The 26,006-nt window shown below is 56.8% G+C and carries 14 protein-coding genes, 2 tRNA genes, 6 rRNA genes and 1 pseudogene (1 of these 23 only partly in view); 19 read left to right on the top strand and 4 right to left on the bottom strand.

Annotation, left to right across the window (positions count from 1 at the left end):
- The 10 genes and pseudogenes from ACJJU9_RS24485 to ACJJU9_RS24440 form a co-directional block, all read left to right on the top strand.
- Positions 1-2,076 (top strand): 23S ribosomal RNA (locus ACJJU9_RS24485); it begins 816 nt to the left of the window's first position.
- Positions 2,077-2,236: 160 nt separating this feature from the next.
- A 5S ribosomal RNA gene (gene rrf / locus ACJJU9_RS24480) occupies positions 2,237-2,352 on the top strand.
- A gap of 470 nt (positions 2,353-2,822) precedes the next feature.
- A 16S ribosomal RNA gene (locus ACJJU9_RS24475) occupies positions 2,823-4,359 on the top strand.
- A gap of 122 nt (positions 4,360-4,481) precedes the next feature.
- Positions 4,482-4,558, top strand: a tRNA-Ile gene (locus ACJJU9_RS24470).
- Positions 4,559-4,588: 30 nt separating this feature from the next.
- Positions 4,589-4,664: transfer RNA gene (locus tag ACJJU9_RS24465), tRNA-Ala, on the top strand.
- A 245-nt stretch (positions 4,665-4,909) separates the two neighbouring features.
- Positions 4,910-7,801, top strand: a 23S ribosomal RNA gene (locus ACJJU9_RS24460).
- A 160-nt stretch (positions 7,802-7,961) separates the two neighbouring features.
- A 5S ribosomal RNA gene (rrf, locus tag ACJJU9_RS24455) occupies positions 7,962-8,077 on the top strand.
- 106 nt (positions 8,078-8,183) lie between these two features.
- Positions 8,184-8,299 (top strand): 5S ribosomal RNA (gene rrf / locus ACJJU9_RS24450).
- The 16S, 23S and 5S rRNA genes sit together here with 2 tRNA genes alongside, the layout of an rRNA operon.
- A gap of 271 nt (positions 8,300-8,570) precedes the next feature.
- Positions 8,571-9,596 (top strand): annotated as a pseudogene (locus tag ACJJU9_RS24445) (cache domain-containing protein); the annotation flags it as partial.
- Positions 9,597-9,665: 69 nt separating this feature from the next.
- Entirely contained in the window at positions 9,666-10,451 is a 786-nt protein-coding gene (locus ACJJU9_RS24440) for a methyl-accepting chemotaxis protein (RefSeq protein WP_407731033.1), read from the top strand.
- Positions 10,452-10,498: 47 nt separating this feature from the next.
- Here the strand turns inward: ACJJU9_RS24440 and ACJJU9_RS24435 are convergent, their stop codons facing one another.
- The gene (locus ACJJU9_RS24435; protein WP_048390987.1) at positions 10,499-11,197 is read right to left on the bottom strand and encodes a GntR family transcriptional regulator; all 699 of its coding nucleotides are present in this window, start codon (positions 11,195-11,197) and stop codon (positions 10,499-10,501) included.
- Positions 11,198-11,484: 287 nt separating this feature from the next.
- On the opposite strand from ACJJU9_RS24435, the gene ACJJU9_RS24430 reads away from it, so the two are divergent.
- From ACJJU9_RS24430 to ACJJU9_RS24400, 7 genes are all read left to right on the top strand, one after another.
- Positions 11,485-13,107: a glycosyltransferase family 39 protein gene (locus ACJJU9_RS24430; RefSeq protein ID WP_407729728.1), complete on the top strand. Its 1,623-nt coding sequence runs from the start codon at positions 11,485-11,487 to the stop codon at positions 13,105-13,107.
- A gap of 100 nt (positions 13,108-13,207) precedes the next feature.
- Positions 13,208-13,639 (top strand): MarR family winged helix-turn-helix transcriptional regulator, encoded by a 432-nt coding sequence (locus tag ACJJU9_RS24425; RefSeq protein ID WP_048366941.1) that lies wholly within the window; start codon positions 13,208-13,210, stop codon positions 13,637-13,639.
- Positions 13,636-15,726, top strand: a complete 2,091-nt coding sequence (locus tag ACJJU9_RS24420; RefSeq protein ID WP_153326104.1) for an FUSC family protein — start codon at positions 13,636-13,638, stop codon at positions 15,724-15,726. Before ACJJU9_RS24425 ends, ACJJU9_RS24420 begins: the two co-directional genes overlap by 4 nt.
- A complete protein-coding gene (locus tag ACJJU9_RS24415) occupies positions 15,723-15,932 on the top strand; it encodes a DUF1656 domain-containing protein (protein WP_048366939.1) in 210 nt (69 codons plus the stop codon). Before ACJJU9_RS24420 ends, ACJJU9_RS24415 begins: the two co-directional genes overlap by 4 nt.
- Positions 15,929-16,831: an HlyD family secretion protein gene (locus ACJJU9_RS24410; RefSeq protein WP_048390953.1), complete on the top strand. Its 903-nt coding sequence runs from the start codon at positions 15,929-15,931 to the stop codon at positions 16,829-16,831. The genes ACJJU9_RS24415 and ACJJU9_RS24410 overlap by 4 nt, the downstream gene beginning before the upstream one ends.
- Entirely contained in the window at positions 16,828-18,273 is a 1,446-nt protein-coding gene (locus ACJJU9_RS24405; protein WP_123750938.1) for an efflux transporter outer membrane subunit, read from the top strand. Before ACJJU9_RS24410 ends, ACJJU9_RS24405 begins: the two co-directional genes overlap by 4 nt.
- 308 nt (positions 18,274-18,581) lie before the next feature.
- Positions 18,582-20,063 carry a YdgA family protein gene (locus ACJJU9_RS24400; RefSeq protein ID WP_407729727.1) on the top strand — a complete coding sequence of 494 codons (1,482 nt, stop codon included), beginning with the start codon at positions 18,582-18,584 and terminating at the stop codon, positions 20,061-20,063.
- A 56-nt stretch (positions 20,064-20,119) separates the two neighbouring features.
- Here ACJJU9_RS24400 and ACJJU9_RS24395 read toward each other — a convergent pair whose 3' ends face one another.
- The 3 genes from ACJJU9_RS24395 to ACJJU9_RS24385 form a co-directional block, all read right to left on the bottom strand.
- Positions 20,120-22,573, bottom strand: a complete 2,454-nt coding sequence (locus ACJJU9_RS24395) for a TonB-dependent receptor (protein WP_407729726.1) — start codon at positions 22,571-22,573, stop codon at positions 20,120-20,122.
- A gap of 114 nt (positions 22,574-22,687) precedes the next feature.
- Positions 22,688-23,614: a FecR family protein gene (locus ACJJU9_RS24390; protein WP_407729725.1), complete on the bottom strand. Its 927-nt coding sequence runs from the start codon at positions 23,612-23,614 to the stop codon at positions 22,688-22,690.
- 10 nt (positions 23,615-23,624) lie between these two features.
- Entirely contained in the window at positions 23,625-24,173 is a 549-nt protein-coding gene (locus ACJJU9_RS24385) for an RNA polymerase sigma factor (protein ID WP_407729724.1), read from the bottom strand.
- A gap of 203 nt (positions 24,174-24,376) precedes the next feature.
- Here ACJJU9_RS24385 and ACJJU9_RS24380 point away from each other — a divergent pair, with 203 nt between their 5' ends.
- Together ACJJU9_RS24380 and ACJJU9_RS24375 are read left to right on the top strand one after the other, a co-directional pair.
- Complete coding sequence (locus ACJJU9_RS24380; RefSeq protein WP_331368036.1) at positions 24,377-24,883, top strand: RNA polymerase sigma factor; 507 nt, start codon at positions 24,377-24,379, stop codon at positions 24,881-24,883.
- A 90-nt stretch (positions 24,884-24,973) separates the two neighbouring features.
- Positions 24,974-25,969, top strand: a complete 996-nt coding sequence (locus ACJJU9_RS24375; protein WP_407731032.1) for a FecR family protein — start codon at positions 24,974-24,976, stop codon at positions 25,967-25,969.
- Positions 25,970-26,006: the final 37 nt, after the last annotated feature.

Genomic DNA, 26,006 nt, shown 5'->3' with positions numbered 1-26,006 from the left:
TTTAGGTAGCGCCTCATGTATCACTGTAGGGGGTAGAGCACTGTTTCGGCTAGGGGGTCATCCCGACTTACCAAACCGATGCAAACTCCGAATACCTACAAGTGCCGAGCATGGGAGACACACGGCGGGTGCTAACGTCCGTCGTGAAAAGGGAAACAACCCAGACCGTCAGCTAAGGTCCCAAAGTTATGGTTAAGTGGGAAACGATGTGGGAAGGCTTAGACAGCTAGGAGGTTGGCTTAGAAGCAGCCACCCTTTAAAGAAAGCGTAATAGCTCACTAGTCGAGTCGGCCTGCGCGGAAGATTTAACGGGGCTCAAACCATACACCGAAGCTACGGGTATCACTTAGGTGATGCGGTAGAGGAGCGTTCTGTAAGCCTGTGAAGGTGAGTTGAGAAGCTTGCTGGAGGTATCAGAAGTGCGAATGCTGACATGAGTAACGACAATGGGTGTGAAAAACACCCACGCCGAAAGACCAAGGTTTCCTGCGCAACGTTAATCGACGCAGGGTTAGTCGGTCCCTAAGGCGAGGCTGAAAAGCGTAGTCGATGGAAAACAGGTTAATATTCCTGTACTTCTGGTTATTGCGATGGAGGGACGGAGAAGGCTAGGCCAGCTTGGCGTTGGTTGTCCAAGTTTAAGGTGGTAGGCTGGAATCTTAGGTAAATCCGGGATTCTAAGGCCGAGAGCTGATGACGAGTTGTCTTTTAGACAACGAAGTGGTTGATGCCATGCTTCCAAGAAAAGCTTCTAAGCTTCAGATAACCAGGAACCGTACCCCAAACCGACACAGGTGGTTGGGTAGAGAATACCAAGGCGCTTGAGAGAACTCGGGTGAAGGAACTAGGCAAAATGGCACCGTAACTTCGGGAGAAGGTGCGCCGATGAGGGTGAAGCATTTACTGCGTAAGCTCACGTCGGTCGAAGATACCAGGCCGCTGCGACTGTTTATTAAAAACACAGCACTCTGCAAACACGAAAGTGGACGTATAGGGTGTGACGCCTGCCCGGTGCCGGAAGGTTAATTGATGGGGTTAGCTAACGCGAAGCTCTTGATCGAAGCCCCGGTAAACGGCGGCCGTAACTATAACGGTCCTAAGGTAGCGAAATTCCTTGTCGGGTAAGTTCCGACCTGCACGAATGGCGTAACGATGGCGGCGCTGTCTCCACCCGAGACTCAGTGAAATTGAAATCGCTGTGAAGATGCAGTGTATCCGCGGCTAGACGGAAAGACCCCGTGAACCTTTACTATAGCTTTGCACTGGACTTTGAATTTGCTTGTGTAGGATAGGTGGGAGGCTTTGAAGCGTGAACGCCAGTTTGCGTGGAGCCATCCTTGAAATACCACCCTGGCAACTTTGAGGTTCTAACTCAGGTCCGTTATCCGGATCGAGGACAGTGTATGGTGGGTAGTTTGACTGGGGCGGTCTCCTCCTAAAGAGTAACGGAGGAGTACGAAGGTGCGCTCAGACCGGTCGGAAATCGGTCGTAGAGTATAAAGGCAAAAGCGCGCTTGACTGCGAGACAGACACGTCGAGCAGGTACGAAAGTAGGTCTTAGTGATCCGGTGGTTCTGTATGGAAGGGCCATCGCTCAACGGATAAAAGGTACTCCGGGGATAACAGGCTGATACCGCCCAAGAGTTCATATCGACGGCGGTGTTTGGCACCTCGATGTCGGCTCATCACATCCTGGGGCTGAAGCCGGTCCCAAGGGTATGGCTGTTCGCCATTTAAAGTGGTACGCGAGCTGGGTTTAGAACGTCGTGAGACAGTTCGGTCCCTATCTGCCGTGGACGTTTGAGATTTGAGAGGGGCTGCTCCTAGTACGAGAGGACCGGAGTGGACGAACCTCTGGTGTTCCGGTTGTCACGCCAGTGGCATTGCCGGGTAGCTATGTTCGGGAAAGATAACCGCTGAAAGCATCTAAGCGGGAAACTTGCCTCAAGATGAGATCTCACTGGAACCTTGAGTTCCCTAAAGGGCCGTCGAAGACTACGACGTTGATAGGTTGGGTGTGTAAGCGCTGTGAGGCGTTGAGCTAACCAATACTAATTGCCCGTGAGGCTTGACCATATAACACCCAAGCAATTTGAGTAGGCTTTGTAAGCAAAGCGACCAGATTGCGGTGTGTGAAGACGATACAAACCGAAAGTTTGCAACTCACAAAACACCGACTCTATTACATACCCATTCGCTGGAGCGTTACGTAAGTAACGACCTGGCTACCGAATTTCTTGACGACCATAGAGCATTGGAACCACCTGATCCCATCCCGAACTCAGTAGTGAAACGATGCATCGCCGATGGTAGTGTGGGGTTTCCCCATGTGAGAGTAGGTCATCGTCAAGATTAAATTCCAAAATCCCTGTCTGCTCGCGCAGACGGGGATTTTGTTTTTGTATAAGTACAAGCTTTGTAAAAAGCTGTACTGCTAGTTAGGTCAATGACCTGGTTAGCAAGTCGATTGAAAGTAGCAGGAAATGAGGTGTTGACAGCAGCGTGTAACGCTGTAGAATTCGCCTCCCGCTAACGAGAGATCGAAAGCGCAAGTGGTTGATGTTACAGAGGAAACTTTGAAAACATCTCAAAATAACCGCTTGACAGCAACAGAGGCTGCTGTAGAATGCGCGCCTCGGTTGAGCGAAAGCTTAACCAACCGCTCTTTAACAACTGAATCAAGCAATTCGTGTGGGTGCTTGTGGAGTCAGACTGATAGTCAAAAAGATTATCAGCATCACAAGTTGCTCCGCGAGAAATCAAAGATGTAACCAACGATTGCTGAGCCAAGTTTAGGGTTTCTTAAAAACCCAAAGATGTTTGAACTGAAGAGTTTGATCATGGCTCAGATTGAACGCTGGCGGCAGGCCTAACACATGCAAGTCGAGCGGTAGAGAGAAGCTTGCTTCTCTTGAGAGCGGCGGACGGGTGAGTAATACCTAGGAATCTGCCTGGTAGTGGGGGATAACGTTCGGAAACGGACGCTAATACCGCATACGTCCTACGGGAGAAAGCAGGGGACCTTCGGGCCTTGCGCTATCAGATGAGCCTAGGTCGGATTAGCTAGTTGGTGAGGTAATGGCTCACCAAGGCTACGATCCGTAACTGGTCTGAGAGGATGATCAGTCACACTGGAACTGAGACACGGTCCAGACTCCTACGGGAGGCAGCAGTGGGGAATATTGGACAATGGGCGAAAGCCTGATCCAGCCATGCCGCGTGTGTGAAGAAGGTCTTCGGATTGTAAAGCACTTTAAGTTGGGAGGAAGGGCAGTAAATTAATACTTTGCTGTTTTGACGTTACCGACAGAATAAGCACCGGCTAACTCTGTGCCAGCAGCCGCGGTAATACAGAGGGTGCAAGCGTTAATCGGAATTACTGGGCGTAAAGCGCGCGTAGGTGGTTTGTTAAGTTGAATGTGAAATCCCCGGGCTCAACCTGGGAACTGCATCCAAAACTGGCAAGCTAGAGTATGGTAGAGGGTAGTGGAATTTCCTGTGTAGCGGTGAAATGCGTAGATATAGGAAGGAACACCAGTGGCGAAGGCGACTACCTGGACTGATACTGACACTGAGGTGCGAAAGCGTGGGGAGCAAACAGGATTAGATACCCTGGTAGTCCACGCCGTAAACGATGTCAACTAGCCGTTGGGAGTCTTGAACTCTTAGTGGCGCAGCTAACGCATTAAGTTGACCGCCTGGGGAGTACGGCCGCAAGGTTAAAACTCAAATGAATTGACGGGGGCCCGCACAAGCGGTGGAGCATGTGGTTTAATTCGAAGCAACGCGAAGAACCTTACCAGGCCTTGACATCCAATGAACTTTCTAGAGATAGATTGGTGCCTTCGGGAACATTGAGACAGGTGCTGCATGGCTGTCGTCAGCTCGTGTCGTGAGATGTTGGGTTAAGTCCCGTAACGAGCGCAACCCTTGTCCTTAGTTACCAGCACGTAATGGTGGGCACTCTAAGGAGACTGCCGGTGACAAACCGGAGGAAGGTGGGGATGACGTCAAGTCATCATGGCCCTTACGGCCTGGGCTACACACGTGCTACAATGGTCGGTACAAAGGGTTGCCAAGCCGCGAGGTGGAGCTAATCCCATAAAACCGATCGTAGTCCGGATCGCAGTCTGCAACTCGACTGCGTGAAGTCGGAATCGCTAGTAATCGTGAATCAGAATGTCACGGTGAATACGTTCCCGGGCCTTGTACACACCGCCCGTCACACCATGGGAGTGGGTTGCACCAGAAGTAGCTAGTCTAACCTTCGGGAGGACGGTTACCACGGTGTGATTCATGACTGGGGTGAAGTCGTAACAAGGTAGCCGTAGGGGAACCTGCGGCTGGATCACCTCCTTAATCGACGACATCAGCTGCTCCATAAGTTCCCACACGAATTGCTTGATTCATTGAAGAAGACGATAGAAGCAGCTTTAAGCTACAAGCTGATAGCTCACGCTAACAGTTGCAAGCTCGAAATTGGGTCTGTAGCTCAGTTGGTTAGAGCGCACCCCTGATAAGGGTGAGGTCGGCAGTTCGAATCTGCCCAGACCCACCAATTTTGTGTGGAAAGTACCTGTAGAAATATGGGGCCATAGCTCAGCTGGGAGAGCGCCTGCCTTGCACGCAGGAGGTCAACGGTTCGATCCCGTTTGGCTCCACCATAAACTGCTTCTGTATCGTAAAGCTTAGAAATGAGCATTCCATCAAGCGATGGTGAATGTTGATTTCTGATCTTTTGATTAGATCGTTCTTTAAAAATTTGGGTATGTGATAGAAAGATAGACTGAATGACACTTTCACTGGTGTTTATTCAGGCTAAGGTAAAATTTGTGATTCTCTTAATTGAGTGTGCGAATTTTCGGCGAATGTTGTCTTCATAGTATAACCAGATTGCTTGGGGTTATATGGTCAAGTGAAGAAGCGCATACGGTGGATGCCTTGGCAGTCAGAGGCGATGAAAGACGTGGTAGCCTGCGAAAAGCTTCGGGGAGTCGGCAAACAGACTTTGATCCGGAGATGTCTGAATGGGGGAACCCACCTAACATAAGTTAGGTATCTTAAGCTGAATACATAGGCTTAAGAAGCGAACCAGGGGAACTGAAACATCTAAGTACCCTGAGGAAAAGAAATCAACCGAGATTCCCTTAGTAGTGGCGAGCGAACGGGGACCAGCCCTTAAGCTGTATTGATGTTAGCGGAACGCTCTGGAAAGTGCGGCCATAGTGGGTGATAGCCCTGTACGCGAAAACATCTTTGCAGTGAAATCGAGTAGGACGGAGCACGAGAAACTTTGTCTGAATATGGGGGGACCATCCTCCAAGGCTAAATACTACTGACTGACCGATAGTGAACTAGTACCGTGAGGGAAAGGCGAAAAGAACCCCGGAGAGGGGAGTGAAATAGATCCTGAAACCGTATGCGTACAAGCAGTGGGAGCCTACTTTGTTAGGTGACTGCGTACCTTTTGTATAATGGGTCAGCGACTTATTTTCAGTGGCAAGCTTAACCGAATAGGGGAGGCGTAGCGAAAGCGAGTCTTAATAGGGCGTCTAGTCGCTGGGAATAGACCCGAAACCGGGCGATCTATCCATGGGCAGGTTGAAGGTTGGGTAACACTAACTGGAGGACCGAACCGACTACCGTTGAAAAGTTAGCGGATGACCTGTGGATCGGAGTGAAAGGCTAATCAAGCTCGGAGATAGCTGGTTCTCCTCGAAAGCTATTTAGGTAGCGCCTCATGTATCACTGTAGGGGGTAGAGCACTGTTTCGGCTAGGGGGTCATCCCGACTTACCAAACCGATGCAAACTCCGAATACCTACAAGTGCCGAGCATGGGAGACACACGGCGGGTGCTAACGTCCGTCGTGAAAAGGGAAACAACCCAGACCGTCAGCTAAGGTCCCAAAGTTATGGTTAAGTGGGAAACGATGTGGGAAGGCTTAGACAGCTAGGAGGTTGGCTTAGAAGCAGCCACCCTTTAAAGAAAGCGTAATAGCTCACTAGTCGAGTCGGCCTGCGCGGAAGATTTAACGGGGCTCAAACCATACACCGAAGCTACGGGTATCACTTAGGTGATGCGGTAGAGGAGCGTTCTGTAAGCCTGTGAAGGTGAGTTGAGAAGCTTGCTGGAGGTATCAGAAGTGCGAATGCTGACATGAGTAACGACAATGGGTGTGAAAAACACCCACGCCGAAAGACCAAGGTTTCCTGCGCAACGTTAATCGACGCAGGGTTAGTCGGTCCCTAAGGCGAGGCTGAAAAGCGTAGTCGATGGAAAACAGGTTAATATTCCTGTACTTCTGGTTATTGCGATGGAGGGACGGAGAAGGCTAGGCCAGCTTGGCGTTGGTTGTCCAAGTTTAAGGTGGTAGGCTGGAATCTTAGGTAAATCCGGGATTCTAAGGCCGAGAGCTGATGACGAGTTGTCTTTTAGACAACGAAGTGGTTGATGCCATGCTTCCAAGAAAAGCTTCTAAGCTTCAGATAACCAGGAACCGTACCCCAAACCGACACAGGTGGTTGGGTAGAGAATACCAAGGCGCTTGAGAGAACTCGGGTGAAGGAACTAGGCAAAATGGCACCGTAACTTCGGGAGAAGGTGCGCCGATGAGGGTGAAGCATTTACTGCGTAAGCTCACGTCGGTCGAAGATACCAGGCCGCTGCGACTGTTTATTAAAAACACAGCACTCTGCAAACACGAAAGTGGACGTATAGGGTGTGACGCCTGCCCGGTGCCGGAAGGTTAATTGATGGGGTTAGCTAACGCGAAGCTCTTGATCGAAGCCCCGGTAAACGGCGGCCGTAACTATAACGGTCCTAAGGTAGCGAAATTCCTTGTCGGGTAAGTTCCGACCTGCACGAATGGCGTAACGATGGCGGCGCTGTCTCCACCCGAGACTCAGTGAAATTGAAATCGCTGTGAAGATGCAGTGTATCCGCGGCTAGACGGAAAGACCCCGTGAACCTTTACTATAGCTTTGCACTGGACTTTGAATTTGCTTGTGTAGGATAGGTGGGAGGCTTTGAAGCGTGAACGCCAGTTTGCGTGGAGCCATCCTTGAAATACCACCCTGGCAACTTTGAGGTTCTAACTCAGGTCCGTTATCCGGATCGAGGACAGTGTATGGTGGGTAGTTTGACTGGGGCGGTCTCCTCCTAAAGAGTAACGGAGGAGTACGAAGGTGCGCTCAGACCGGTCGGAAATCGGTCGTAGAGTATAAAGGCAAAAGCGCGCTTGACTGCGAGACAGACACGTCGAGCAGGTACGAAAGTAGGTCTTAGTGATCCGGTGGTTCTGTATGGAAGGGCCATCGCTCAACGGATAAAAGGTACTCCGGGGATAACAGGCTGATACCGCCCAAGAGTTCATATCGACGGCGGTGTTTGGCACCTCGATGTCGGCTCATCACATCCTGGGGCTGAAGCCGGTCCCAAGGGTATGGCTGTTCGCCATTTAAAGTGGTACGCGAGCTGGGTTTAGAACGTCGTGAGACAGTTCGGTCCCTATCTGCCGTGGACGTTTGAGATTTGAGAGGGGCTGCTCCTAGTACGAGAGGACCGGAGTGGACGAACCTCTGGTGTTCCGGTTGTCACGCCAGTGGCATTGCCGGGTAGCTATGTTCGGGAAAGATAACCGCTGAAAGCATCTAAGCGGGAAACTTGCCTCAAGATGAGATCTCACTGGAACCTTGAGTTCCCTAAAGGGCCGTCGAAGACTACGACGTTGATAGGTTGGGTGTGTAAGCGCTGTGAGGCGTTGAGCTAACCAATACTAATTGCCCGTGAGGCTTGACCATATAACACCCAAGCAATTTGAGTAGGCTTTGTAAGCAAAGCGACCAGATTGCGGTGTGTGAAGACGATACAAACCGAAAGTTTGCAACTCACAAAACACCGACTCTATTACATACCCATTCGCTGGAGCGTTACGCACGTAACGACCTGGCTACCGAATTTCTTGACGACCATAGAGCATTGGAACCACCTGATCCCATCCCGAACTCAGTAGTGAAACGATGCATCGCCGATGGTAGTGTGGGGTTTCCCCATGTGAGAGTAGGTCATCGTCAAGATTAAATTCCAAAATCCCTGTCTGCTCACGCAGACGGGGATTTTGTTTTTATAGAAGTACCAAGTTTTCGCAGACACGTTAGTTCTAACGGCTCTGTCACAGAATTTCTTGACGACCATAGAGCATTGGAACCACCTGATCCCATCCCGAACTCAGCAGTGAAACGATGCATCGCCGATGGTAGTGTGGGGTTTCCCCATGTGAGAGTAGGTCATCGTCAAGATTGAATTCCGAAACCCCTGTCTGCTCACGCAGATAGGGGTTTTGTTTTTGCGCGACGTAAATTCCCAAACGTCCCAATAATTCCTCAGACCATTCCCACATCTACGACGGCGCGTTCGTCGGATCACACAAATAGCTTCCACAAACAGCTAATTTTTCAGCCGCTGATGCCGACAGCCTGTTGAGCAAGTCGGTTGGGCCTGATCGGCTGCCTGATTCCCCAAGCATGCTTCAACCGGCATCCATCCTTTCGGCATAAGAAGTCCCATGCTATGAATCTTAAGTTCAGTCATAAAATTCTTCTGGCCGCTTCAGGCGTCGTCGTTTTAGCGTTTGCGTTGTTTGCCTTGTACAACGACTATCTGCAGCGCAACACCATCAGGCAGGACATCGACTCCTCAGTGGCGCAAGCCGGCAACCTGACCGCGAGCAGCATTCAGAACTGGTTGAGCGGTCGCATCCTGGTATTAGAGAGCCTTGCCCAAAACATTGCCCACCAAGGCGATCAAGCCGACCTCGCCGGGCTCATCGATCAGCCTGCACTGACTTCCAATTTCCAGTTCACTTATATCGGTCAGGCCAATGGCGTATTTACACAGCGCCCTGACGCCAAGATGCCAGACGGCTATGACCCACGTGAACGGCCTTGGTACAAGCAAGGCGTCCTGGCAGACAAGACAATGCTTACGCCGCCCTACATGGCAGCTGTAGGCGGTCTAATCGTCACCATCGCCATGCCGGTCAAAAAGAACGGTGAGTTGTTGGGCGTGGTCGGTGGCGATTTAAGTCTGGACAGCTTGGTCAACATCATCAACTCCGTAGACTCCGGCGGCCTGGGTTACGCCTTCTTGGTGAGCGGAGATGGCCAGGTCATCGTCAGCCCCGAAAAGGACCAAGTGATGAAGAACCTGCGGGATATTTATCCCAGCAGTTCGCTAAAGATTGAGAAAGGCATTCAAGACGTGATGCTCAATGGCCAGGAGCGGATCATCTCGTTTACCCCGGTCACAGGTTTGCCTTCTGCAGACTGGTACATCGGTCAGTCACTGGATAAAGATAAAGCCTACGCGTCGCTCACCAAATTTCGGACTTCGGCACTCATCGCAACGGTGATTGCTGTGGCAGTGATTGCGCTCCTGTTGAGTCTGCTGATTCGTGTACTGATGCGTCCGCTGACGACCATGGGCCGCGCCATGCAAGACATCGCGCAAGGTGAAGGCGACCTGACGCGTCGTTTGGCGATTGAAAACAAAGACGAGTTTGGCGAACTGGCCGGCTCCTTCAACCAATTCGTTGAGCGTATTCATGCGTCCATCTCTGAAGTGTCCTCGGTCACTCGCCAGGTCCATGATTTGTCCGAGCGTGTGATGAGCTCGTCCAACGCCTCCATCGTCGGTTCAGACGAGCAAAGCGCACGCACCAACAGCGTTGCCGCTGCCATCAATGAACTGGGCGCTGCAACCCAGGAGATCGCACGCAATGCCGCCGATGCCTCGCAGCATGCCAGCGGTGCGAGTGAGCAAGCGGATGATGGCCGCAAAGTGGTCGAGCAGACCATCCAGGCCATGACCGAACTCTCGCAAAAGATCAGCGTGTCCTGCGCGCAGATCGAAACTCTCAACGCCAGCACCGACAACATTGGTCACATACTCGATGTGATCAAAGGGATCTCCCAACAAACCAACTTGCTGGCCCTCAACGCGGCCATTGAGGCTGCGCGTGCGGGGGAGGCGGGTCGTGGGTTTGCCGTCGTGGCGGATGAGGTGCGCAACCTCGCTCATCGCACTCAGGAGTCGGCAGAAGAGATCCATAAAATGATCACCTCACTGCAAATCGGCTCTCGCGAGGCGGTAAGCACCATGAATGCCAGCCAGATTTCCAGCGAAGACAGCGTAGAAGTGGCCAACCAGGCCGGTGCCCGTTTGATCAGCGTGACTCAGCGCATCGAAGAAATTGACGGGATGAACCAGTCGGTTGCCGCCGCCACGGAAGAGCAGACCTCCGTGGTCGAAAGCCTCAACCTGGATATCACCCACATCAACCTGCTCAATCAGCAGGGGGTGGCGAACCTTAACGAAACCCTCAAAGATTGCGATACGCTCTCGCAGCAAGCCAGCCGCCTCAAGCAACTGGTCGACAGCTTCAAAATCTGAGCCCCACCGCCATCAATAAGTTATCCACAGCCCTGGCATTCAATGTGTCAGGGCTGTTTCGATTTCTGGTCCTGGAGATAGCGAATAATCGCATTAACCCCACGCTGCAAATGCTGCTCCAGTTCATTCACACACGCCTCTACATCCCTCGCCCGGGCATGATGCAGCAACGCCCGATGATCGTCCTGAGGCAATCTGCCCAAGCCCATCTGCTCGAGGTTAAAGCGCAAAAAGCGCTCCTCTTCCACAAGCCCCGTTTCGATCAGTGCCAACAGCTTCTTATTAGGCGCTTTAGCGTAAAGCGCTTGGTGAAAAAGCCGATTGAGCGTGCCGATTTTTCCGAAATCCGTTTCGACCTCAAGCGCATCTATACAAGCCGACGCGGCCTTAAAATCCTCTTCGTCAAGCAGCGGCAATGACAAGCGCAAAGCCTGCGCTTCCAGTAAAAACCGCAGCGCATAGGTTTCCAGCGAATCATCCTGAATCAAAGGCGCAACCACCGCGCCTTTGTATTGGACGACCTGCAGCAATCCCTGGGCTTCAAGTTGGCGCAGGGCTTCACGAACCGGCATGCGGCTCACACCAAACAAGGCGGCCAGGGCCTGCTGACGAATAGCCGTCCCGCAGGGCAAGCGGCCATCAAGAATAGCGTTGCGCAGCGACTCTTCAATCACTGATCGCGCCAGATGCGCTGGAATCGCTCCGTGTACTTCAATACTGCTTAATAAGTTCTTTTTGACGGTCACGTTGACGCTACCCGCTGTGGACATTCAGCACGTTGATTTGGATCCAAATTACGTTAGGCACTGACTCTATTTCTGTCAAACCTTGTAACGAATAGGCTTTGATGACGATGTGCCCACCGTAAGCGCGCTAGTCTAACGCGGCGCTAAGCCAAGAGATTACAAAGGATTCCACTGTTTTTTCTTGCGCTGTTCCGTGTGGGCGGTTCCCCTTTTCCTGTGGTTTGTGCCCTACAATCGCGACAGTTAATACGGCTCCAGTCGTAGTCTTAATGCACATCAGGTGAAACATGGGCGTACTCAGTAATAGCGATGTCGACGAGCAACTGTTTCAACGCCCTGAACCGTCCCGCAACGCACTGACTCGACTGTTTCTGCAGCCGTGGCTGTGGTGCATTTTGCTGGTGGCCACGGCCGTACGATTTTACGGCTCAACCAGCTCGTCCATCTGGTGTGACGAAGGCTCTAGCTTGATGCTGAGCAACTACTCGCTCAGCGGCATCTGGTTTCATGCCGCACACGATGTTCATCCACCGCTGTATTTCATGCTTCTGCATGGCTGGATGGGCGTGTTCGGTGACAGCCTGGCCTCGATCCGTGCCCTGAGCGTTTTACCCGGGATCGCCACGGTGTTTCTCGGGATGTGGCTGGTGCGACTGGTCGCGACCCAAAGGGCTGCGTTGCTGGCAGGTATCCTGTTGGCGTTGTTGCCGACAGCCGTGCGCTACAGCCAGGAAGTGCGTATGTATTCGCTGCTGGGCATGTGGCTGATCGGTGCAACCATTGCCTTGGTCTACTGGGTCAAAAACCCCGATAAAACGCGCTATCTGGCCGTCTACGCGGCGCTGATGACCGCAGCGTTCTACACCCATTACTTCGCTGCTTTTTGCGTCATGGCGCACTGGCTGTACCTGCTGCTACTGAGCACTCGTCACAGTGCAGCGGGCAACGTGATCAAGCGGCCGACCTGGTGGCTGGCCAACACCGGCATCGTCATCTTGTTCCTGCCCTGGCTGCCGGGCCTGGTAGATCTGCTGCAACACATGCACGAGCTAAAAGCCGGTGGCGATGTGGGCTGGGAGCCTCCTGTCGATGCGCGCTCTTTACCGGCCATGGTCTGGCAGCTTCTGACACAAGACGAAGGCGATACCCTGCCTTGGCCGGTATTTTGGCTGGCCCCCCTGGCGCTATTTGCAAGCGTGATCTGGATCGCTGTGCGCGATGCATCCCCTTATAAATTTCACGCGCTCATTGCGATCTACACCTTGCTGCCGATCCTGGCGATTTACGCTCTGTCGTTTATCTCGCCCATGTTCATCGAGCGCTACGTGAGTTTTGCCGCGCTGGGCTTGCCGTTGCTCGTCGCCATCGCGGTCGACCGCCTGCTTGTGCACAAACGCGTTATAGCGATTGCAGTGCTTGTGCTGTTCATGGGCGTTGAAAGTGTGGGCCTGCGCAGCAACTTCAGCAGCGACGCCGACCACTTTGACCAACTGGTTGAGCACGTGAATCAGCAGTTCCTGCCCGGTGACCGAATCATCGTCAGCGATCTGTTCTGGTACTTCAGTTACGTTTACTACAACAAAACCCCAGCCCAACCCATGCTCTACACACCGCCCACGCCAGACGGTGTGTCCGGGCGGCCGACGGCCTATGGTTTCGGGACGCTGGTGAACGAGGACGGCGCCAAGATCTACGTCGATCATCTGGCCGACCTGCCCGCCACCTCAGGGCGCATCTGGCTGATCAGCAGCAGCGTGCAGCCGGACGACTTCGCGGCCATTCCGTCCGGGTGGCACAAAACCCAGGATCTGACCATCGATGACACCCAGGTTCGACTATATTTGAGTTGCGGCGCGGCTGATTGCGGCGCTGATCTGCTCACAAAACAGACAACAGGTCAGCAGAATTAATTCGTAACACTTGACTGTGATCATCTGGCCGAGCAGTATTAATAGTTAGCAAACTAACATTATGTGATGTCTCTTGCCTGACTCTCTAGATCAACTCCAAATGAGCATCAGCACCGGTATGGTGGTTGCGACCCGTCATTGGCGTCGCGTCTGCCAGACCACGCTGGTCAACTTCGGCATCTCCGAAGCCTGCGCCATGCCGCTGCTGATAATCGGCCGCTTGGGCGAGGGCGTGCGGCAAGTGACCGTGGCCCAGGCGGCTGGCATGGAAAGCCCGTCGCTGGTGCGCCTGCTCGATCAGATGTGCAAGGCCGGTTACGTGGTGCGCAACGAAGACGCCAGCGATCGCCGCGCCAAAACCCTGAGCCTTACGCCCGTCGGTCGAACCTTGGTGCAGTCCATTGAAGCCCAGTTGGTGCAACTGCGGCGTGCAGCATTGGCCGATATTTCAGTCGCCGATCAAGAAGCTGCCTTGAGAGTCATCAAAGCCTTTGAAGCCGCTGGCCAACTGCCTGACGGAGCGGCGTCTTGAACGGCTTTTTCAGCAGCATGCCGCCCGCCCGTGACTGGTTCTACGGCGTGCGGACGTTTGCCGCCTCCATGATCGCGCTGTACATCGCCCTGCTCATGGAAATGCCCCGTCCTTACTGGGCGATGGCCACGGTCTACATCGTCTCCAGCCCCTTTGTCGGCCCCACCAGCTCCAAGGCGATCTACCGCGCCATTGGTACGCTGCTGGGGGCTTCGGCAGCGGTGTTCTTTGTCCCGCTGTTTGTTCAGACACCGTTTCTGCTGGTGCTGGTGATTGCGCTGTGGACGGGCATCCTGCTGTTCTTGTCATTGCACCTGCGCACCGCCAACAGCTACGTCTTCATGCTGGCGGGTTACACCATGCCGATGATCGCCTTGCCGATTGTGGATAACCCGCTCAACGTCTTTGACATCGCCGTCTCGCGTACCGAAGAGATCATGCTCGGCATCGTTTGTGCGGCCGTGGTGGGCAGCATGTTCTGGCCTCGACGCCTCACACCGGTGTTCATCGACTCATCGGCCAAGTGGTTCACCGATGCCGCCAATTACAGTCAGTACTTTTTGTCCCGCGAGGTCGACCCCGGTAAAGCCAGTGGCCTGCGCGCCTCAATGGTCTCGACCTTCAACACCCTGGAGCTGATGATCGGTCAGTTACCCCACGAAGGCGCGCACCCACAAACCGTGCGCAACACTAAAGAACTGCGCGGGCGCATGATCCACCTGCTGCCCGTGGTGGATGCCCTCGACGACGCCCTTTATGCCCTTGAGCGCCGAACCCCGGAGCTGGTCGATAAAGTCACGCCGGTGTTGCAACACGCGCGCACCTGGCTTGAAACCACCAGCGAAGGCGCCCCCGTCGAACAATGGCAAGCGCTGCGCAACGAGCTGCAACACCTGCAACCCAGCGCCGAAGCCCTGGATGATCGCCGCCAGCTATTGCTCTCCAACGTGCTCTACCGCCTGGGGGAGTGGATCGACTTGTGGCAAGACTGCCGCAGCCTGCAACTGGCCATTTCCACCGGTGATCAAACCGTCTGGCGAGCGGTTTACCGGCACTGGCGGCTGGGTCGGCTGACACCGTTTCTGGACCGCGGCCTCATGCTCTATTCCGCGTTATCCACCGTCACGGCGATCGTCGTCGCCTGCGTGCTGTGGATTCTGCTCGGTTGGACAGACGGCGCCAGCGCAGTCATTTTGGCGGCCGTCGCCTGCAGCTTTTTCGCCGCCATGGACGACCCGGCCCCGCAGATTTACCGGTTCTTTTTCTGGACCTCGCTCTCAGTGCTGTTCGCCAGCCTGTACCTGTTCGTGATCCTGCCCAACCTGCATGACTTCCCCATGCTGGTGCTCGCGTTTGCCGTGCCGTTTATTTGCGTCGGCACCCTGACCGTCCAGCCGCGCTTTTACCTGGGCACTTTGCTGACCATCGTCAACACCGCATCCTTCATCAGCATTCAGGGTGCCTACGACGCTGACTTTCAGGTCTTCATGAACGCCAACCTGGCCGGCCCCATCGGGCTGCTGTTTGCCTTCATCTGGACCTTGATTGCGCGCCCCTTCGGCGCAGAGCTGGCGGCTAAACGGCTGACCCGGTTCAGTTGGCGCGACATCGTGCGGTTGACCAAACCCGCAACCTTGGCCGAGCACCGGCAAATGGGCGCGCAAATGCTCGACCGCTTGATGCAGCACCTGCCGCGTCTGGCCATGACCGGGCAAGACACCGGCATTGCGCTGCGTGAACTGCGTGTGGCGCTGAACCTCCTCGACCTGCTGGCCTACGCCCCGCGCGTCACCGGCGGGCCGCAATTGCTGTTGCGCCAAGTGGTCAGCGACGTGGGGGATTATTTCCGCACCTGCCTGATGGCCGGTGAGCGTTTACCTATCCCCAGCGGTCTGCAAATGACCATGGACCGAACCCGGCGCGCGCTCAACGCCAATGCCCTGCAAGACGAAAGCGATGCACGCGTTCACCTGCTGCATGCACTCAGCGGCTTGCGTCTGGCCCTGCTGCCGGGTGTGGAATTCATTGTGGATAACGACGACCTGCAGCACCCACACGTGCAAGGCATTGATGGAGCGCCGCTATGATCGGAGATATCGATATCAGCGGGGTTTTCCTGCCTACGCTCCTGGTATTGATGGGCATCACCTACCTGCTGTTTTTAGCGGTTCACGCGGTTCTTACGCGTCTGCACTTTTACCGCCTGGTCTGGCACCGGGCTTTGTTCAACGTCGGTCTCTACGCTCTGCTACTCGGCGTTGTGGATTCGTTTAGTCGATATTTGATGACATGAAAAAACCTTTATTGACCTTGGGCCGCGTTGTTCTCACTTTGTTGGTGGTGGCGTTTGCCTGCGTCGTGGTCTGGCGCATGACCATGTACTACATGTTTGCTCCCTGGACGCGCGATGGCCACATCCGCGCAGACGTGGTGCAAATCTCCCCTGACGTGTCGGGCCTCATCAAGCAAGTCGATGTGCGCGACAACCAGCCCGTGACGCGCGACCAAGTGTTGTTCGTCATCGACCAGGACCGCTTCAAACTGGCCCTGCGCCAAGCGCAGGCGACCGTGGCTGACCGTAAAGAAACCCTGGCCCAGGCCCAGCGTGAAAACCGCCGTAATCGGGGGTTGGGCAACCTCGTTGCGCGTGAGCAACTGGAAGAAAGCCAGTCGCGAGAAATGCGCGCCCAAGCCGCGCTCACCGAGGCCGAAGTGGCCGTCGACAGCGCCCAGCTCAACCTCGACCGCACCGTGGTGCGCAGCCCGGTTGATGGCTACGTCAACGATCGCGCCCCTCGGGTTAACGAATTCGTAACCGCCGGGCGGCCCGTGTTGTCGATTGTCGACAGCAGCTCCTTCCACATCGACGGCTATTTCGAAGAAACCAAACTCGATGGCATTCACGTGGGCCAAAGCGTTGATATCCGCGTGATCGGCGACGACGCCCGCTTGCGTGGCCATGTCGAAAGCATCGTGGCCGGCATCGAAGACCGCGACCGCACCAGCGGCCAGAACCTGTTGCCCAACGTGAACCCGGCCTTCAGCTGGGTGCGGCTGGCGCAACGGATTCCGGTGCGCATCGTCTTTGATGATGTGCCTGAAGACTTCCGCATGATCGCGGGCCGCACGGCGACCGTTTCCATCATCCCGGACTCGCCCAAAGCCAAGCCGGCACAGGAGAAGGCGCAATGAAAGCGGTTCGCCTGGCAGCCCTAGGGCTGGGGTTGCTGCTGGCCGGCTGCCAGATGGTCGGGCCGGATTATCACCTGCCCAAAGACGCGGCCCAGCAGCGTCCAGACCTGCAAGGCACGTTGGCGGGCGAGGGCGACAACGTCGTCTCGGCGCCGGTGCCCACGGATTGGTGGAAGCTCTACCAAGACCCGACGCTGAATGAATTGGTGCGTCAGGCCATGGCCTCCAACACCAACCTGCGCGTAGCGGCGGCGAACCTAGCGCGGGCGCGTGCCCAGGTGGAACAGGCCGAGTCGGCGGGCGGCTGGAGTGGCTCGGTCAAAGCCGGCGCCCAGCGCCTGCAAGAGTCGGGTGAAGCCTTTTTGCTGGCGGATAAAGTCCCGGTGGCCAACGTCGGTGACCTGGGCATCAGCACCTCGTACCAGTTCGATTTGTGGGGCACGTTAAAGCGCGGCATTGAGGCGGCACAGGCCAACGCCGATGCCACCCAAGCCGCCGCCGACACCGCGCGTATCACCGTGGTCGCTGACGTGGTGCGTGCTTACGTGCAGGTCTGCGCCGCCAACGAAGAACTGGGCATCGCCAAAGAGTCGTTAAAACTGCAAGCGCAAACCACCGCGCTCACCCAGCGCCTGCGCGATGCCGGGCGCGGTGATGAAACCCAGGTCACGCGTTCTGAAACCCAAGTCAAATCGTTGCGCGCTGAACTGCCGCGCTATGAGGCTCAACGTCAGGCCGGGCTGTTCCGTTTGTCGATGCTGCTGGCCAAACCGCTGGACCAACTGCCTGCCCATCTCGCCACCTGTGATGAGCTGCCGCACATTGCGCAACTACTCCCGGTGGGTGACGGTGCAGCGCTGCTCAAGCGTCGCCCGGACGTGCGCCAGGCTGAGCGCCACTTGGCCGCCGCAACCGCCGAAATTGGCGTAGCCACCGGCTCGTTGTATCCGGACATCAGCATCGGCGCCTCCATCGGCACGGTCGGGATCGTCGACAACCTCGGCACCGCGCCCACCAACCGCTGGGGCTTTGGCCCGCTGCTGAGCTGGACCATCCCCACCAATGGCTCACGGGCGCGAATCCGCGAAGCCGAAGCCGCCACCCAAGGCGCCTTGGCAAGCTTTGATGGCGTGGTGCTGAACGCGGTCCGCGAAACCCAGACCAGCCTTGTGCAATACACCGCTGCACTGCAACGCCGCGATGCCTTGGCCGAAGCGGATGCCTCAGCCAAAACAGCGGCCGACCAGACCCATCAGTTCTTTGCCGCCGGGCGTGAATCGTTCCTCGCAGACCTGCAAGCCACACGCACCTACACCGATGTGCGGGCTCAGTTAGCGGCGGCCAACACCCAAGTCGCGATGAGCCAGATCGATCTGTTCCTGGCCCTGGGTGGCGGCTGGGAAAGCAGCCGTGCCCAAGCCCCGGCCGCGGCTAAACCCTGACAACACTGTCACGCAGTGGAGAGCGGCTGAGGATTATCATGTTGGCTTTAGGATGGTGCTTTTAATTGCGTAGGAGAATTCTGCGCAGTCATCGGCCAAGCCAGCACGATTGTCCTCGGGGCCGCTTATTTCAGGCGCTACGCTCGCAAGCTTTGCGCAATAGCGTCTACGCTGTGCGCTTATTCGCAGCGACCGAAACGCAGCGTCGACTCGCCGTGAGTGATAACCTGCTGCCACTTTTCGGCCCATGAAGGGCTCAGTAAAGACCGCATATCTTCAACACAACGGACATTGAACGGGTCAACTTGATGAACAAACCATTAGGCGTACTGGTCGGCATTGTTGTAATCGCAGGGGTTTTGAACACGGCTGGCGCCTGGTACACCGGCACCAAGATCGAAGGCGAACTCAAGACCTCGATCGAAGAAGCCAACAAAGAAATGGCCGCTCAACTGGCCGGCTCCGCGACTCACGGCAGCATCGAACTGGTGTCCATTGAGACCCACCTCTACAGCAGCACCGCGCACTATCGCTTGACCCTTCAGGATGATGCCGAAGGTTCTGATCCACAGCCGGTTGAGCTGTTGTTTGTCGATCACATCGAGCACGGCCCGTTGCCGTGGTCGCGCATCAAGACCTTCAAGTGGGCGCCGGTCATGGCGGTCAGCAACTACGCCCTTGAGAAAACCCCCTTCACCGAAAAATGGTTCGCAGCCACCAAGGACCAGGCGCCTCTTATCGGCCAGGTCACTTTGGGTTACGGTCGTTCGGTGGACGGGCAACTGGAGTTGCTGCCCTTCGACCTCACGCTGGACGACAACACCCGCATCAGTTTCTCGGGCCTGAACCTCAGCGCCCAAACCGATGAAGGCGCCCAGCACCTCAAAGCCAAAGGCTACATGGACTACCTCAAGCTCCTGGCCACGCCTTCCGATACTCCACCGGTATCGATCGAGCTGAGCGGGCTGACCCTGGCCAGCGACCTGAACAAAAGCACCTACGGTATCTACCTGGGTCAGAACGTGCTGGAGCTGAGCGAGGCGCAACTGACCTCCGGCGCGGCCCAGTCTGTGCTCAAGGTCAAAAACTTTGAATACACCGGTTCCGCCTCGGCCAAAGACCGCCTGATGTCCGGGCGCCTGACCTACAGCCTGGGTGACGTCACGTTCAACGACAAGCCCGTGGGCAGCGCAGAAATGGTCATGTCTGCCAGCAACCTGGACATTCCAGCGATGCAGTCGCTGTTGCAGATCTACCAGAACAAGTTCCAGCCACAAGCCGACGGCACCCTGCCCAAGGTGCAACTGACCCCGGCCGAAGACACCCAAGTGCAAGCCGATGTCAGCACGCTGCTGGCGGCCAAGCCGAATCTGGCGCTGGAAAAACTCAACATCAAAACCACCAATGGCGAGAGCCAGCTGAGCATCGCGACCAGCCTGGCGCAGCCCGCTTCGTTCGAGTTACCGCCGCTCGATGTGGTCAAGCAAATGCTGACCTCGCTGGACGCCAAACTGCAGCTGTCCAAGCCGATGATTGCTGATCTGGCGAGCGTTCAGGCGCAATTGGCCGGCCAGACTGACCCGAAACAAATCGCCCAGGTCGCCAACATGACCAGCGAACTGGCGGGCGTCATGGCGGTGCAAACCGGGCTGGCGAACGTTGAGGGCAACAACATCCTGGCGTCGCTCAACTATGCCGCCGGCGTGGTGAATTTCAACGGGGAGAAAATGAGCCTCGAAGACTTCGTCACCCTCATGGGCACCCGCTTTGGCGGTGTAGCGCCTCAGTAAACGCAGTCGCTGCCACAGGCTGCGAAGGGCTTGGCCCTTTCGCAGCCTGTTTGCACTCAGTACGCCATCGACCAGGTCAAGGTGTACGTCCGGCCCCGCCCTTGGTAGTCATACAGGTACTCCGGGCCGTAAGTCGGTGAGTAGAACAACGCGGCACGCTGGCCCCAGACCGTGCTGTATTCCTTGTCCAGCAGGTTCTGGATACCGGCGCTGAAAGTGCCGAATGCTGTCTCTTGGCTGCCCATCAAATCGAACGTGGTGTAACCGCTGATTTTGTGATCAGAATCGTCCTTGAGCGTGAAGGCGTGGTTGCCCTGCAAGCGAACATTACGACCGTCCCCATGCCAGCCCACGAACGCCGTTGATTTGGACAACGATGCGTAACGGGCATCGCGCTTCATCCAGTCGCCATCGGCGTCTTCCTCTTCGGAACGCACCAGATGCAATGTGCCGCCCGCATCCCAGCCGTTGTTGAAGTGACGGGTCAGCGCACCTTCGAAACCAAAGTCGCGGCTCTTTTTATCGGCCACATCAATGGTCAGTGTCGCGCTGTCGGTGGTAATGACTTTGTCAGACCAGATGTAATACACCGCTGCCTGCGCGTCCCAGTCCACATCGGCAAAACGCCAGCCGGTTTCGACCTGACGGCTCTTGATCCCGGCCAGCGGATTGTCTTTAACGCTCAGGCCCGCCTTGCCGTAATACTTGGCCGGGTCCGGCAGGTCAAAGCCTTCGCTGTAGTTGATCCAGGTCTGGTGGCCGTTCTTGAAGTCATAAATGGCGCCCAAGTTAAACAGGTTGACCGCGTAATTGTTGCTGCCACCGGGGATGCCTTTGAACACCCCCACGTCCACATCCATTTGCTGGCGGCGTGCGCCACCGGACAAGGTCAGGGCGTCGGTGAGCTTCCAGTCCGCCTGGGCATACACCGAGTGGCCGTCGACGCGGTAGCTCGGGTAACGCGGGGCTTTGCTTTGGGTGTCCAGATCCAGCCCGCCGCTCTCGGAAGAAATGGCCGAATTGAACACGCTTTGCGTGGCGTTAAAGCGCTCACGGTCCAGGTCCACGCCATAGGTCAGCTTCACGCTGTCCCATTGTTTGGCGAACAGCGCCTTGAGGCTGGTGACTTCAAAATTCTGTTGCGACGCGGCGAAGTAAACGCCGTTGACGCCTTGGGGTTTGCCCGCGTTGTAATACGGGAACGGGAAGAAATTGTTGTCTTCCTTGCGGTATGAGCCCTGCAAGTAGAAGTCTTGGCCCAGCAGGTCACTGTGGTGATAGTTGGCGTTGAACAGCAGGCGCTTGGAGCGTGGCTCAAGGTCGGTGTGGTAGCCGCTGCGGATCTCGGCATCTTCCAGATTGGACGGAGCCTTGTCGTGCAGGTTGGGGAAGTAAAGCCCGGTGTTGCCGTTGTTGCCCGAGTCGTAATACTGCGCCAGCAGGTCGAGATCTTGCACGTCATCGAGCTTGATCGCCAGGCTGCCCATCAGGTCCAGCGTGCGGTTGTACTGCAAGTCAGTCTGGGTGTTGTCGATAAAGATCTGGTCGCCTTTACCGTCGTAAAACGCTTTGTTCTGCTCGCCGGAAATCCCCAGGCGGCCGTGCACCCGATCGGTCCCGCCGCTCACCGATTGCGAAATGCGGCTCGACAGGTCATCGCTCTTGTTAAAACCGCTGGTGCCCGACACTTCGGTTTCAAACTGGGCCGGGCCGGGGGCGCCTTTTTTGGTCACGATATTGATGATCCCGCCCGTGGCGCCGCCGCCGTATAACGCGCTGGCGCCCGACAACACTTCAACCCGCTCCACGTTAAACGGCGAGATGCTGTCGAACTGCCGCGACAGGCCGCGCGAGCTGTTCTGGCTAACACCGTCGATCATCACCAAAACGTTGCGCCCGCGCATGTTCTGGCCATAATTGCTGCGGCCTTCGGGGGCCAGATCCAGGCCCGGCACCAACTTGCCAATGGCTTCTTTGAGGGTGACGCCGGTGTCCAGTTGCTCTTGCAGTTGCACCTGATCCACCACCCAGACCGTACCGGGAATTTCACTGATGGCGGTGCTGGTGCGCGCGCCCACACTGACTTCCAGCGCCTTGAGTTGCAGCCCTTTTGCCGCCGTGTCCGGCTTGCGCACAATCACCGTGCGCGCGTCGCTGAACTGCCAGTTCAGGCCGCTGCCCGCCAACAGGGTTTGCAGCGCCTGTTCAATGCTCATCTGGCCGTCCAGCGCAGGGCTGTGCAGCCCGGGCACTTCGGCAGAGGTGAACAACAGGTGCAAGTCAGCCTGATCAGCAAACTGCGTCAGCGCCTGGTCGAGGTCTTGGGCCGGGACGGCAACGTTGACCTGGCAGGTGCTCACCGAGGCGTTGGGCGCTGCTGCCGGAGCCGCGTGCGCAGTGGCGTGGAACGTGCCCGCCAGGCTTGCCAGCAACGTGGTGGCCATCAGCGTTTGACGCAGTCGTTGTTCGGTGGGGCGTGCGCCGCGCGGCTGTTTGATGGGCTGGACCATTGCGGTGTTAATCCTTGTCTGGGTTTTTATATCGCTAATGAGAACGGATTCGCTCTTGGTCTTAGTACGACGATATGCCCGACAGGATCTTGCAGTGCCCACGTGAAATTATTTTCAGTGTACCCACGCCACAAACGGCAAATAGGTGATGTTGAGGCCGTAACGCTGCTCAAGGGTGTGCAGCAGATTGTGCGGATCATTGAGGTCAAACACCCCGCTGATCTGCATCGCCCCCAAGTCAGTGTCCGGCAGCACAATGCGCCCGTACTGGTAACGCTCCAGCTCGCTGAGCACTTCCTGCAGTGGCTTGCGGTTGAAAATCAGCTTGCCGCGATGCCACGCCGTCAGCGCATTGGCATCCACCTGCTGGCGCTCGGCAACGGGCTGGCCAGCGCGATACAGCGCTTGCTGATTGGGGCGCAGCTCCAGAGTCTGGGCCTGATGCTCAACCTGCGCCGCGCCGGTGGCCACCAGCACGCGGGTCTGGTCGGCGTCACGGCGCACGCTGAACGTCGCATCCTTGGCCTGCACCCGGTCCTGACCGGCCTCAACCACAAAAGGCCGGGCCGGATCATTCGCCAGTTCAAACAGCGCTTCACCTTTGCGCAGCGTGATGGTGCGCTGGCTGGCGGTGAAATCCACGGACAACGCCGTGGCGCTGTTCAGCGTCACCCGCGTGCCGTCGCTCAACAGCCATTGCTGGCGCTGACCGACCCCGGTGTGATGAGTGTCAGACCAACGCGGCACGTACTCCAGGCCGCCGTAGCCCAACACGGCCATGACCAAGCCCGCTGCCAGCCCGCTGGCCCAGCGAAACGCGCGGCGATGCGGGCGCGTACGGTGTTGCTCGGCAGTGGCGGTCAGGCCGATATCGGCCCACAGCGCTTCGGCCTCGCGGGCGGCGGTCTGGTGGGCAGGGCTGAGGTGTTGCCAGCGTTGGTAGGCCAGGCGTTGACCAGCGCTGGCGTCGCCGGAATGCAGCAGCGTTTGCCACTCAATGGCTTGATCGTCGAGGTCGTCAGAGGAGGGCGTAGAAGGCATTGCGGCGGGCTCAGGCATGGTTGTGTTTGAGCCAGTCACGGCAATGGCGCAACGCCTGGCCGATGTATTTTGCCACCATACTCGGCGACACGCCCAGTTCTGCCGCGATCTGCGCTTGGGTCATGCCATCGATACGGCTCAGCAACAACGCTTTGCGGGCATTGGGTGAGAGCTGTTGCAGGGCCTCATCCAAAATGCCGATGCGCTCTTTGGCCAGCAATAAACCTTCTGGCGGCAACCCCGGGTCGGCGATGTCGATGGACGGCGGCTCGGCGCTCAGATTGCGGGTCTGGCGCTGATCAACCCGCAGCGCATCAATGGCCAAATTACCCGCCACCTTGAAAATAAAGTGCCGATCGTTCAGCACCGTGACCGTATCAGGGTCGATCTTCGCCAGTTTGATCCAGGTTTCCTGTGCGACATCCGCCGCCCGATGCCGATCACGCAGGCGCCGTGTCAGGAACGACAACAGCTCGTCGTAATGCTCCTGAAAGCTGGCCAGCAACGTTGAAGGGGAGGGCGAAGGCATGAACGGAAAGCCCGGACGAGAAAGGGTCATAAATGAGAAGCCGTATCATTCATGATTGCGTCCGCCAACGCAACGCCCAACCCACCGGCCGCTCCTGTAGGAGCGAGCTTGCCTCGCGATCTCTTGATCTGGCTTTTGCCCCAAGAGCCTCCTCACCCGTAATAGCCTCTTGCCTCCAACTGCGCAAATGATAAAGAATATCAACCTCATTTAAATCGAGCAGCGCAGGCGCCATGGCCTCTGACACCGAACTGGAGCGATGGTATGCCGAGTGCGCGCCGCGTCTGCGGCGTTTTCTGCTATTAAAAACACGCCAGCCCGAACTGGCGGACGACCTCACCCAAGAGTGTTTTGCCCGCCTGGCCATGCGCGAGAGTGAAGAGCGCCTGCAAGAACCCATGGCGTTCCTGTTTACCATGGCCAGCCGTCTGGTCATTGACCATCGGCGCAGCCATCAACAGACCCGCACCGACAGCGTCCCCCTAGAAACCCTTCACGACGTCGTCGACCCGATGCCCGGCCCGGACATGCGCGCCCAGGCCCAGCAAGACATGCAACGCCTGTTGCAGGCGATGGCCGCGCTGCCCCTGCGCACGCGTCAGGTGTTCCAGTTGTGTCGGTTCGAAGGCATGAGTTATCAACAGGCCGCCGAACATTTGGCGATTTCCACCAGCTCCGTGCAGAAGCATCTGGCCATGGCCGTCAGCTTCGTCGCGCAAAAAATGGAGCCTCGCGGATGAAAACCCTGCACCGTATGCGTGTTTATTTACCGGATGTGGCCGCCTTGCCCGTCATATTCCCTATACGCCCACAAAAGAGAACATCCTGTGATGACGCCTGACGCCACTGCTGAGCGAATCCGCCAGCAGGCCGCTGACTGGGCCGTACGCCAACGCATGGAGCGGCTGGATGCGAAACAAATGGACGCGCTGGAGCGTTGGCTGGACGCCGACCCGGCCCATGCCGATGCTCTGGCCGACGCTGAAATGCTCTGGGAAATGGCTGAAACCCTGCGCGCCAATCCGCTGTTTGCCACCCCCGTACCCGTGGCGCGGGCCACCCGTGTGCGGCGTTTTCTGCGCGGTTTGTTCACGTGGGAGCCGCGCATGCCCGTGCGCTGGGCGGGCGTTGCTGGCGTGCTGCTGGTGGTGATGCTGGCGGTGAACAGCCGCGACACCCTGGCCCCATTGATGGCCGATTACCGCACCGGCACCGGCGAAGTTCGCACTTTGACCCTCGCAGATGGCAGCCAAGTGTTGCTCAGTTCGCGCAGCGCCCTGGACGTCGATTACGACGGCCATGAGCGCCGCGTGCGGCTGATCCAGGGCGAGGCATTGTTCAGCCCGGCGCCGCGTCAAGGCGAAGAAAAACGTGCGTTCGTCGTCGAAGCTTCCGGCGGCCGAACCCAAGCAGTGGGCACGCGCTTTCTGGTGCAACGACAAGACAGCGACAACGCCTGGGTCGGCGTGCTGCAACACAGCGTCAACGTCAGCCTGCAACAGCCCCAGAGCGAGCTGGCGCTGAGTGAAGGCCAGGCCGCCCGCTACCAACGTGGCCAGGGCATCGTCGCCCTCAACGACGACCCGACACAGCGCGCCGACTGGGCTCAGGGCGTGCTGATTTTTCGCAATGTGCCCCTCGATCAGGTGCTGCAACGCTTCTCGGACTTCCGCCCCGGCCTGCTCAAACTGGTCGCCAGCGAGCAGGCGCACACCCCGGTCAGCGGCTTGTTCCACCTCGACAACCTCGATGCCGCCATCCGTACCCTGGCAGCCGAACGCCAGCTTCAGGTCGCCCAACTGGCAGGCGTGACCGTGCTGTATTAAGCCCCGACCACGGGCTGGAAATTATTTTTACCTAGGG

The sequence above is a fragment of the Pseudomonas helleri genome (assembly GCF_045830615.1).
Classification (GTDB): domain Bacteria; phylum Pseudomonadota; class Gammaproteobacteria; order Pseudomonadales; family Pseudomonadaceae; genus Aquipseudomonas; species Aquipseudomonas helleri.
Note: the sequence above shows the minus strand (reverse complement) of the source record. Positions and strands in the feature narration are given on the sequence as shown.

What these genes read in the sequence shown, in the direction of transcription:
- ACJJU9_RS24440 (WP_407731033.1), top strand. Translation starts at nt 9,666, where the DNA reads ATGAGCTCGTCCAACGCCTCCATCGTCGGTTCAGACGAGCAAAGCGCA.
- ACJJU9_RS24430 (WP_407729728.1), top strand. Translation starts at nt 11,485, where the DNA reads ATGGGCGTACTCAGTAATAGCGATGTCGACGAGCAACTGTTTCAACGC.
- ACJJU9_RS24425 (WP_048366941.1), top strand. Translation starts at nt 13,208, where the DNA reads ATGAGCATCAGCACCGGTATGGTGGTTGCGACCCGTCATTGGCGTCGC.
- ACJJU9_RS24415 (WP_048366939.1), top strand. Translation starts at nt 15,723, where the DNA reads ATGATCGGAGATATCGATATCAGCGGGGTTTTCCTGCCTACGCTCCTG.
- ACJJU9_RS24410 (WP_048390953.1), top strand. Translation starts at nt 15,929, where the DNA reads ATGAAAAAACCTTTATTGACCTTGGGCCGCGTTGTTCTCACTTTGTTG.
- ACJJU9_RS24405 (WP_123750938.1), top strand. Translation starts at nt 16,828, where the DNA reads ATGAAAGCGGTTCGCCTGGCAGCCCTAGGGCTGGGGTTGCTGCTGGCC.
- ACJJU9_RS24400 (WP_407729727.1), top strand. Translation starts at nt 18,582, where the DNA reads ATGAACAAACCATTAGGCGTACTGGTCGGCATTGTTGTAATCGCAGGG.
- ACJJU9_RS24395 (WP_407729726.1), bottom strand. Translation starts at nt 22,573, where the DNA reads ATGGTCCAGCCCATCAAACAGCCGCGCGGCGCACGCCCCACCGAACAA.
- ACJJU9_RS24390 (WP_407729725.1), bottom strand. Translation starts at nt 23,614, where the DNA reads ATGCCTTCTACGCCCTCCTCTGACGACCTCGACGATCAAGCCATTGAG.
- ACJJU9_RS24385 (WP_407729724.1), bottom strand. Translation starts at nt 24,173, where the DNA reads ATGACCCTTTCTCGTCCGGGCTTTCCGTTCATGCCTTCGCCCTCCCCT.
- ACJJU9_RS24380 (WP_331368036.1), top strand. Translation starts at nt 24,377, where the DNA reads ATGGCCTCTGACACCGAACTGGAGCGATGGTATGCCGAGTGCGCGCCG.
- ACJJU9_RS24375 (WP_407731032.1), top strand. Translation starts at nt 24,974, where the DNA reads ATGACGCCTGACGCCACTGCTGAGCGAATCCGCCAGCAGGCCGCTGAC.